This window comes from Vibrio sp. Isolate22 (genome assembly GCF_022398115.1).
Taxonomy (GTDB): domain Bacteria; phylum Pseudomonadota; class Gammaproteobacteria; order Enterobacterales; family Vibrionaceae; genus Vibrio.
Genome location: NZ_JAKEUW010000013.1, coordinates 95,960 through 106,107, shown reverse-complemented (window position 1 = coordinate 106,107; position 10,148 = coordinate 95,960). Strand labels below are relative to the sequence as shown.

The window sequence follows — 10,148 nt, the reverse complement described above, 5'->3', positions numbered from 1 at the left end:
GCTAGTTCTTGCTCTCGCTGACTAGTACTGGTGTCTTTCTTCGAGTTCTTTCGCCACCCGTAGATTTGAGATTCATGTAAAGAAAGCTGTCTTGCTGTCGCAGCTACTCCCACTTTATCTGCTAACTTCAGGGCTTCTGCTTTAAATTCAGGGGAATGTTTAATTCTAGTTTTCTTAGTTGTCATTGTTCACCTCGTTAGTGATTGTACTCACTTAACTCAGTGTCCAAAACTGCTGGGGCGGATCAAAGTATAAGTCCGTGGCTACATATGCGCCGATGTCTTTCTTTTTATCAGAAGAAGATTGTGCATTTTTAGACAGGTGTTTAGATACTTCCGCTCCAAACTTTTCAGACAATGGATGACGTCGATTTGACTGATAAATCTCAGTGGCAAATTTATCAAAATGTTCGAGTTCTTGTAGACGGCCTTTGATGAACGGAGAGACAAGACAGTAGCATACCGCCACCAGTAAAAAGCAAATTATTGTGAGTGACATGCTATTCAATGGGTTTGTCAAAAAAACAATTATCCCAAATTGAAGAGAGATGTATCCAACAAGAAAATGTAGCGTTTTCATTCCAATACCTCCACCACAGGGCTATTCACAAAGGGATCTGGCATGGAAAGCAACAACCGCCCCCCAGTTGCATTGAGCAATTCAATATTCAGCGGTTCACTGTCATCATTTGTCGCCCTGACTCCATATGTCATGGTATGGCTTTGGTCTTTAAAGGAAGTTTGATACGCAAAAAAGCATGTGGCATTGGACGCCTCAGACTTACAAACTTTTGTTACCAAATTCACAGACTGCACCCCACCATGAGCGACAGCAAAATCAGGCCACTGAATCGCCTTTGAATCTATTGTTGAGTTGTCCATTGCATACAGGTTTAAAATATACTCGCGTGATGATTTTTCCATCATCGTGTAATCACTGAATCGATTCGCTCTCGTTATCCACATCATCACGGTAACAATAGTGATTAAGGCCACAAGTCCACACACCAGAAGCCATGTCACCTTCACGTTGTTGCCTGATTTTTCATTACATTGGTTAGTACTCAACATCCATAACCTCACTCATTCTAATTACTACTTGAGACATTGGAGCCTTGGAGTCCGTTGTTTGCCTCTAGCACGAACGAGTAGTCTTCGATGGACTTAGACCACTTATGTAAGTCCGAACAATCAAGACTCTTCAAAGCATAATTTTGCAATGAGTGGGCAAGTGGGTGTTGGACTGCAATGGAGATCGCCACAAATTGAAGCCCAGTAAGCTCCACAGACGTTTCTACGACTGAATCATAAGGAATGTTACATTGGGCGGAAGCATAGCGTGACAAATAGGCGATGGTGTCCCCACACTCCGTTCCACACGCTTCTTTGTAACGACTGATTATGTCGTCACTGGTGTTAGCCATAGCTGAACTCATGAAGACCAAAGTGCTTAAAACCATAGTTAGAATTTTCATTGCATAGTGACCATTGTTGGGGTGTGATTTTCATTGTAAGGAGCGGTAGAAATAAGTTTTTCAAACAAGGAAGGTAATTTGGACTTTAAATTGACAAGCAGGTTTTGGAGCCTGCTTGCCTATTTGGGAGATCATTTGCATAACTTATTTTCTTTCAAAGAAAGGACATTGTTATGCGGCGTTTTCGACTTGTTCTTCGTCTTCATTTTCCAAGTCATCCATGTCAGTCGCAAATGACTCGACCCGACGCGTCTCTAAAATTTTATCGATGGCTTGGTCTTGGGTGTACCCCCGTTCCATCAGAGCCGCTAATTCCATTTTGTCTTTCGGGTCCGTGGAGTACATCAGCAGCATTGCAGGAGGCGCGTAAAAACGCACAACCTCTTTGATGTCATCACCAATTTGGAAGAAGATTTCTGAGTACCTATTTTTACGGGTCCTAATCGATTTGAGAATTTCGAATTCTTGGTCTGACAATGCCACCAGCTTGTCATTTTTAACTTGATTAATCGTGTCTGATTTCTGATACAGGAAGCAACGATATACACAGTTGGCGGCTATGGCTTTACCTACAGATGAACCATACAAGTCACTCAACAATTGGGTAATAATCCAAGCACTAGCATCCACCTTCCTAAAACGCCTAAAGGCACTCTCAAGGAACGATGATACTGGGTTAGCACCTGTGGACCCTTGCTTTTCTTGAAGGAACTCCCAACACTCATCCACAATGAAGGCTTTCGAACGACGCTGAGAACCGGCTTGAGCATCACCCAAGAAGAAATGTTGGTAACACAGGTTGATGATCTGCATTAAGGCAATTACCTGCAATTCCGGTTGCGACTTCAGCTCTTCTAATTCACAGACAATGAATGGGTTGTCCAGCGTTGGGGGCGGCTTATTGACCGTAAACATATCGCCAAACATTTCGCCTTCACGGAATGGTTTTAACTGTTCACCAATGTCATTAAGCTCTTTACGAGAGCTCGCAGAACACATATCAGCGAAGATAGTGACACTTGAGTCGCGACCATGCTTATCCCACATCAGTTTCAAAATGGTCGTCATACCACGCTTCTGTAACGTCGTGAGCGTACCATTGGGCTCTGCCATCACCGACAGCATTTCCAAAATCATACCAGCCTGCCCTTCCTTACCACTGAACTCAACAATGGACGGGAAAGGGTTGAGTGAGAACTTCATATCTTGACCGAAACTGATAAATTGACCATTCAACGCTTCACACAAACGGTAGTAGCTTCGACCCACATCGATAATCATTGCCATACCACCATCGCGCTTGGCTTCAGCAATATGTTGAGCGGTCTTCATCAGCTTATCGATTTCTGACTTGGGTAAATTCATCATGTTCCATAGATGCTGGCTTGGCATCTTGCCTGACCCCAATATGCACGTCACAATGTATTGGACGAGAACCGACTTGCCCGAGCCCGACTCCGCGACAACGATACCGTTCATTGAGCCATCGGTTTCAAAAGGATTGAACCCAAACATCGACATGTCTCTGGTTACAAAGGGGATCACAGGTTTACTTGGTGAGTTGCCAGATGAACTGGAAATTATCGGGCTCATGAACGCGCAGACATCAGACGGTACTAAGTTATAGCGGTCTAATCTTTTGCGAGTCACAGGGTCTGGTGCGAAAGGTAATGAATGCAGGAACATAGGTGGAGTCATGTACTTGTCTTCTTCCAATTCGAATCCTGCAGGGGTTGAAGCTACTTTCTTGAAGCGTGCAATCTCCGTCTCTAAATGCTCCTCATCATCACCAAAGATCATAAACTGAAGATACGCATTCACCATCTTCGACTTCTTTTGCTCAATTTTGGTAAAAGCTTCATCAAAGTCAGCTCGCTGCCAACGAACAGTATCATTCCAGTTTACTAATTTGTTGTTTGCCTGCATTGTCATGTATTTACGGCGACGCTTAATCTTACCCTCTTCTTTTTTAGAGTTAGGGTAATGGACATTCAATACAATCATGAAGTTCGACCATGCTGTAGAATGCCCATATCGCCAATCACTAAAGACATTCAGCATGTCACCAAAGCCCAGTGTTTTTGGGTATTCTTTGGGAGTAAGCATCGATATAGGCCGCTCATCAATGATGACCTTCGAATCGGTAAACTCGATTTTACCGCCCTGCTCCTGAACTTGATCTCGGGGCATGTAGGCTTCGTTTTTATTAACGTCTCCTTTGCGCCAAGTTGACGAGTCCTTTCTGTTCATGAGCCTTTGCATGAAGTGTAGCCAGCCCCACTGATCCATCGGGGTACAGAACAAGCCGACCTTGTTCAACGACTCTTCTGTATCAGTACGTAGATTATTGAAGTGTTTAAGTTCCTTTTTGGTAGGCACGCCAAAGTTGCCTTTGATTGGAACCTTCACTACGAAGTAACAATCAAACATGCGAGCTCGACAGTCGCTATCACCAAACCCTGATTGTGATGATTGCTGGAAGTGGTTAATCAGCCCCTTTGAAATCGAATTCAGTCTGTCGTTTGCCTCACCTGTTTGTCGACCTCCGTGGTACATAGAAAAGCTATTGGTGAAAGGGCTTAAATTATCATTCGCCCAAAACAAGACCTGAATAAACGTGTCTTCCGGCCAATCGGCCTTATAGATTTGTTCTAATAGCTCCTGTAACTCATCGTTAACGGCTGGCACCGTTTCAATCTTGTACATTAAGCCAATGTAACTGTCTTCGAGCTCGAAATATTTGTGCTTTCGGTTGTAGTCCAAGACAGGGAGAAGATCGCCAAATTTGGAGTTTTCGAATTGCTTAAAAAATCGTGAAATCGCACCCATGATATATGCCCCCTTATTGACGCAGTTGATCGATTAGCGAGTTCGCATTACTTCTGGCATTCTCTCTTAACTCAGAGTCGCTGATAGCCGGTCTTGCATTGCGTGACTCGACGCCAATCTGACCATCATCATTCACATCGTAGTTTTGCTCTTGGCTTTCCTTTCTGACATGGAAATTGACGTATTGAGAGTCATTGGTCTTAGCGCTTCTATCGACGACCCAAGTTCGCTGTGTTGCTTCGATGAATCCATAACCAGGGATCTGTAAGGTTTCTTTGTCTGTATATGGACGCACCAGTGTACGAACAATATCGGCAGGCTTTCGCATGGCTAGGGGTTCTGGAGCCGGAAGAAGTAAATGCTGATATGCCGCTTCGGGTGAAGCTAACGCTGGAGCTTGAGAAAAGTTTGCGTGTTGTTGGGTTTCATTCACTGATGCTGAGTCAGCCTCAATGTCCGTTCCGTATTTTTCTTTGTATTCTTTCCCTGTGATGGTTTCGCCATCTTCGTCTGTGACCATGACACGTTCGTCACCTGTCGCCTTCGCATAGTCTTCAGCATTGTTATAGACATTGGTTAGCTCATAAACTTCTCGGACGGACGCACACGCTACACCACTTTTCGCGCCTGGACACACACCCTCTTCTTCGCCTACGACAGAACAACCGGCTAAAGTAAGCAGCGCAAATGAGATAAATATGGATTGTTTAATCATAGGTCGATTCCTTCTACGATAATGGACGTGAGTTGAGCCTTGCTCGTTGGTAGCCCAATGATGGAAGATGTTTTATTGTTAAAAAACGCAGGAAGTCCAACACGCCCCGGACTCATTATTTGGAGAGACGCGTAAGTTGAATTCACTTTGGTAATGGCTTCTTTACATTGGCTATTCGGTGGGCGGGGGTATTTCGCTTCAGACCAAGTACCTTCATATAAGGCGCGTAGAGCTTTGTCCGGATCATCGGAACATTGTGCTAACAACGTGTTTTCATACTCCTTATCATCAAAGACTGGCACGATGGCTATACGGAACCTTTTATCTGGGTGTTGTTTCTCAAGGATTTCAACGAAGTCACCGCAATGTTTACATCCCGTTGGTGCAATAAAGAGTGTCCCTCCGAATACCTTGGCTAACGGGTTTAAGTTAAACCCCGCAAAATCTTCTTCTGGGTTGATTTTCATTTTCTTCAAGTCGACATGTGACGCCGCGTAAAGTTCTTGAGGGGAGTTAACGAATTTGGTGTGGACAGTTGAGAACAATGAACCGCCCTTAATAAGAAATTTTCCATCACCGGTGGCCAATAACATTTCACCTGTGTCCAGCTCCATCATAATCAGCTTGTCGGTTTCAATTTCATAACTGGAAACCACGTTGATGTCGGCATTGAGGAAATCTTGCGTCGGGGGTTCAGCAGTTGCTTGAGTGCTGGCAAGCAACCCTAAACCCAATATTCTGTGAATTTTGTTTGACCATTTCATAGCAACACTCCTAGTTAGTCCCACGAGTTTGCCAAACTTAGATATGCAGAATTTAAATTAGTGAGCCTTATTTCACGGCTTAATTGACTTTCTGATTGGAGAAAGAGGTGATGTGTTGCAGTTAAGAATGGATTTCAATTTGCAGTAATGAGTAGATGAGGTTCGCTTTCTCAGTATATATCGCACGGTATTGTGTTCATGAACTCCTCCTTTAGAGCTGGGTAATTCATTTTCTTATACTGAAATAAGAGGTCAGTATTCATTTTCATAATGTCATTGAGGCTGTCTGCCATTAATGAAGTCCCACATTTATCCATATACATGCTATCAAGTGTCACGATAAAGTGACTGATTACAGGGGAAACCCCGCTTAGTGCGTTGAGTAATATGTCCTTCTCCGGATCCCCCGTATTTGGGTACTGAGCTTCTTTCGCTAAACGTGTAACAGCTAGAGAGGGATCGGTATACGACAGGGTTTCCAAATCTAGCTTTTCCTCGTAACTTAAGTGTGGTGCTAACCTCTCGATGTCATTCCATGAAATTTGAGTTTCCTCTTCGTTTTCCACGGACGGCTTTGACCAGTTTACCGTCCGAGACTTATCAGGGGTGTCACCAATTAGGGTGTGAGTAGGTGTTGTCTCTACGCGTTTATACTCCAATGTCGATGGTATATCGGTCACATCCAATGCCGTCGTAGTCATGAAGTCTGGAGTTACCGGCACCTCAACGACTGGTCCATTATTCAGGGTATCAACAGAATGTGAAAGTTCGCACTCATCTGACAAATAATGCGTGCCTGTCACTCCGAGAATAAAGCTAACGCTACTTGAGAGTAATAATTTCATGATACCCACCTATATCAATTCTAACGCTAAATAATCACTTTTAATCATCTGCAGCAATTGTCTTCAAATTTGCAACATAAGACTTCATAGTCTTACGTTTCAGTAACTTGCATTTGTTTTATGCAGACTATTCGTGCAAATATGCGAGAATTGTGCAAACTATGAGAACATTTCTTGCAAAAACGTTACCCGTTTGATTTGTCCCTTGCTTTTAATCTCCCCTCAATATCTTTCGCACAAAAGGCTAAAAGCGTTACAGGCAGGCACAACAGCACCGCCCCACCTAATAGGGCTTTAAACCAATCATCTTCATTCCCTGAAATTAACAAGTATTCCCATGGCGCATCTCCTGGAGTAATCATTTCAACTCCGGTCATAAACCATATGACCATGAACAGAACAACGCCACAGTATAATGTATGCATGTTATTGACGCCGCTGACCTTGGAACCTTTACAGATACACGCCAGAGCAATTAAAAAAGCGATCAGTTTAAATCCATAAATAATGTCGTCGTACATAAGAACTTCCTCTCATCCCTAAGTCATGATTTATCCGCAATTGAGATTGCCTATTTGTTTGTCTATACCTGTCATTAGGTAAGACACCTTTCCGCTGTAGTTAGTCTTTCTAAGGTATCGGTTAGAAGACCAAGTGATAATTGCTGGTCGACCAAAATACATTTCGACGTTCCTGATTGATTGTTGCCGTTCTTCAAGTCCCCCATACCACGTAATTGCAAGTCTGCCTCGGCCAAGCTGAATCCATCAGAGTGATTGACCAACAAATCTAGTCGGTCTATGGATGGCGCTTTGAGTTTTGTTGTAGGTAGTAGGTCGCAATGTCCGATACCTCCTTCCCGCGCTACGCGGCCTCGGATCTGGTGCAGCGTAACCACACCAAGATTTTCAGGGTTCAGCACAACGACATAGTTCAGTTTTGGTATTGTGATCCCAACCTCAATCAATGTGGTCGCAATCAATATTTTCCCCTCACCCGACTTCATTGCATTTATGGCAGTCTCATTGTCTTGTTTAGACAACCCGCCATGGGACAATTTAACGATGTCACCATACATCGCTTTCCAGTCATCAAAGAGCTGTTCAGCACTGGCTCGATGTGTGGCAGCTTGAGCTTTGGATTCACCCTTCATGGTGCTGATAATTAACACCTTGTCACCTCGATTGATGCGCTCTTCTACTCGACAGATAACCTCATCGATTTGGGTATGCTCGTAACGAGTAATAATCACTTCTCTAGGTGTGTGGTACTTGGTCAGTTTGAAGTATGGGATCATGCCAAAACTCATCATTGCTTGCGTTCTAGGAATGCACGTAGCACTAGATAACAACAGATGAGTCCGACCCTCAGTTATTAATGTGGATTCTTTTTGTTCAAGCCCCATTTTTTGCTCTTCGTCGATCCAAAGGAGATCGATGGGCATATCGTTGTGATGATGGAGCAAGGCCGTCGTACCAATCACGACACGGGAGCCTTCCGTCATCTCGTTGATGCATCGATAGCCTTTACCTACGAAGTTGTCATGCTCACTCTCAGACAATAAAAACTCGATGCCAATATCTGGCCAACAGTTGTCGATCTCTTTATAGATTTGGGCTCCTAATATTAGGTTGGGAACCATAATGACGACACAACCACCAGCATCAACAACATGACGTGTCAGTATCGCGCCAATGACGGTTTTCCCCGTACCCACATCTCCGAATAAGACACTTCGTGGTGCTCTATTGTTAATCGCGGCTTTGATACCGCTCACGGCATCCAATTGTTCATCCGTCAATTGGAATGGGACCACATCGTTGAAATATGTATCGGCTTTTTCGAGCTGCAATGGGTGAGTTAAATTTGGTTCGCCTTCCACTTCTGAGAACAACAAAGTAGCGGCGATTCTTTGTAGGATAGCGTTGCATTGTTCACTTTCTTCCAATGAATTTGGGAAATGCACAAATCTCAAAACATCTTCTAAACACAACGAGTGCGCTTCTAATAACCGTCGAATTTTCCCGTTGCTTAGGTTTAGTTTCGCTAACTCTTCTCGTATCTTTCTAGCCGTCAAAGGTATCAATTCGTCAATATGCTGCTCTAGAACCTCGGCATACTTCAGACCTTTGAGTTGCTTATTTTTGACTTTATAAACCGGAGTGATTTTACCAATGAATTTTTCATTCAATGGCTGCGGGTGGTTGATAAACAGCGCGTTTCCTACTTGCTTCACTTTGCACAAGTAATAACCACGCTCATTAATTCGACTTGCCAATTCTTGTCCGTATTCACTGTCTAATTTGGCAAAATGAGAAAAACGTTGAGCGACGTTTCGGGAGTCAACAATGCTTCCATTAATGACGGTCGTTCGATTGTATGATTCAGAAATAGAGGTCACAGTCCCTTGGACAACCATACAGTCACTATCCGTAAGATAGGAAAAGTCGGATACCACTTGTCTCGTGTCCAGATACGATTGAGGTAATCGCAACAACACTTGCCAAACAGGAACTTTAAATGTGTCTTTGATGTACTTTAGATCCAGCATTCTCGCGCTTCATTCTGATTCAATAATGCAGTAGTTATACACGCCTGAGCACTATCATTTAGTTTTGATGGCTCTCAGTAATATGAAGTCGATTTAAAACATCTTTGCGAGCGAGCAAATAGTCCTCTTCTGTCACTAATGCATTTTGAGAGATGCAACGATCGATAAAGTCCTTAATATGAGGAAACACTCCTCCCCACACACCCATGATTTCCAATTGTTCCTTGGTGATTTCTTTCAAAGGATAGTGCTTCTCCCCCCTATCACGTAGCTCTATGATTTTTTTTAGTTCCTGTGATCGTAAATACGCTAACCAAGCAAAACATACAGCCAACAATGGTGTTGCCCAAATGAGTTCTGATACATTTCGCTCTATGCCAAGTTGTGTGCCAAGGTCATTTAGTACAAAAGCAGCAACAATAACCGTAACGCCCAGAGTCAACATGAGCATAACCGAGAAAACATTTTGCCAGTACTTGCTACGTATTGTGATAGGGGTTACCGGGGTTAGATTGTTCATAAAAGTTATCCTTGATTTGTTACTGTCATTACGAGCGCTTACTGCTTTAGAGTCAGCCCATAAACCTTCTCGACCGGTTCTTCGATGTACCTACGTGTAACCGTTAACTCAACACCGCTGGTGGTTTTGGTTATTCTAAAGTTTTGGTTTGGAGACTGAGCCAAAACAGAGCCGTCATCATTAACAATCACGTCAACGGGTAATCGTTTCCCAAACGCCTCAATGTAGTCAGCTCCGACGTTAAATTCTGCAGAGCCATCCGACGATACAGAGTTCCATTGACCAACATAGGCGTGAGTTTTATCGAAAAAAGAAGAAGAGAACTTTAAGATAAGAGCACCAGATAACACGAGTACACCACATAGGGTCAGTGTCTTTCGATTTATACGTATGGACATAGTGAATTCCTATAAACATGAGTAATCCATATTAGTCATGTTTTTGTGTGGT

General features: G+C 43.4%; 11 protein-coding genes. All 11 read right to left on the bottom strand.

Annotation, left to right across the window (positions count from 1 at the left end; genetic code table 11):
• Nucleotides 1–185, bottom strand: a 185-nt coding sequence (locus L1D55_RS10070) for a transposase (protein WP_239917338.1), incomplete at its 3' end; no start/stop codon positions are given.
• A 28-nt stretch (nt 186–213) separates the two neighbouring features.
• Nucleotides 214–579, bottom strand: a complete 366-nt coding sequence (locus L1D55_RS10065; RefSeq protein ID WP_239917337.1) for a hypothetical protein — start codon at nt 577–579, stop codon at nt 214–216.
• The gene (locus L1D55_RS10060) at nt 576–1,070 is read right to left on the bottom strand and encodes a hypothetical protein (protein ID WP_239917336.1); all 495 of its coding nucleotides are present in this window, start codon (nt 1,068–1,070) and stop codon (nt 576–578) included. The genes L1D55_RS10065 and L1D55_RS10060 overlap by 4 nt, the downstream gene beginning before the upstream one ends.
• A gap of 575 nt (nt 1,071–1,645) precedes the next feature.
• Nucleotides 1,646–4,303: a TraC family protein gene (locus L1D55_RS10055; RefSeq protein WP_081230272.1), complete on the bottom strand. Its 2,658-nt coding sequence runs from the start codon at nt 4,301–4,303 to the stop codon at nt 1,646–1,648.
• Between the two features lie 13 nt (nt 4,304–4,316).
• Nucleotides 4,317–5,018, bottom strand: a complete 702-nt coding sequence (locus L1D55_RS10050; protein ID WP_086714968.1) for a TraV family lipoprotein — start codon at nt 5,016–5,018, stop codon at nt 4,317–4,319.
• Nucleotides 5,015–5,782, bottom strand: a complete 768-nt coding sequence (locus tag L1D55_RS10045; RefSeq protein ID WP_086714969.1) for a hypothetical protein — start codon at nt 5,780–5,782, stop codon at nt 5,015–5,017. Before L1D55_RS10045 ends, L1D55_RS10050 begins: the two co-directional genes overlap by 4 nt.
• A gap of 170 nt (nt 5,783–5,952) precedes the next feature.
• Nucleotides 5,953–6,627, bottom strand: coding sequence for a hypothetical protein (locus L1D55_RS10040; protein WP_239917335.1), 675 nt, complete (start codon nt 6,625–6,627; stop codon nt 5,953–5,955).
• 185 nt (nt 6,628–6,812) lie between these two features.
• Entirely contained in the window at nt 6,813–7,148 is a 336-nt protein-coding gene (locus L1D55_RS10035; RefSeq protein ID WP_239917334.1) for a hypothetical protein, read from the bottom strand.
• A gap of 74 nt (nt 7,149–7,222) precedes the next feature.
• Nucleotides 7,223–9,178, bottom strand: a complete 1,956-nt coding sequence (locus tag L1D55_RS10030; protein WP_239917333.1) for a helicase-related protein — start codon at nt 9,176–9,178, stop codon at nt 7,223–7,225.
• Between the two features lie 58 nt (nt 9,179–9,236).
• Nucleotides 9,237–9,698: a hypothetical protein gene (locus tag L1D55_RS10025; protein ID WP_239917332.1), complete on the bottom strand. Its 462-nt coding sequence runs from the start codon at nt 9,696–9,698 to the stop codon at nt 9,237–9,239.
• A gap of 38 nt (nt 9,699–9,736) precedes the next feature.
• Nucleotides 9,737–10,096 carry a hypothetical protein gene (locus L1D55_RS10020; protein ID WP_239917331.1) on the bottom strand — a complete coding sequence of 120 codons (360 nt, stop codon included), beginning with the start codon at nt 10,094–10,096 and terminating at the stop codon, nt 9,737–9,739.
• Nucleotides 10,097–10,148: the final 52 nt, after the last annotated feature.